The sequence below is a fragment of the Paraburkholderia sp. BR10937 genome (genome assembly GCF_040965695.1).
In the GTDB taxonomy this organism is placed as follows: domain Bacteria; phylum Pseudomonadota; class Gammaproteobacteria; order Burkholderiales; family Burkholderiaceae; genus Paraburkholderia.
On record NZ_JBFRCL010000263.1, the window covers coordinates 1 to 242 of the forward strand.

The window sequence follows — 242 nt, forward strand, 5'->3', positions numbered from 1 at the left end:
TGTGGGTCTCACAGTCAAGCACGCTTATGCCATTGCACTATCAGCACGATTTCCGACCGTACCTAGCGTACCTTCGTACTCCTCCGTTACCCTTTGGGAGGAGACCGCCCCAGTCAAACTGCCTACCATGCACTGTCCCCGATCCGGATCACGGACCAAGGTTAGAACCTCAAACAGATCAGGGTGGTATTTCAAGGACGGCTCCATGCAGACTAGCGTCCACACTTCACAGCCTCCCACCT

At 55.0% G+C, this 242-nt stretch carries 1 rRNA gene; it reads right to left on the reverse strand.

Annotated features, from left to right (window positions below):
• Positions 1-242, reverse strand: a 23S ribosomal RNA gene (locus AB4Y44_RS42905); the annotation flags it as partial.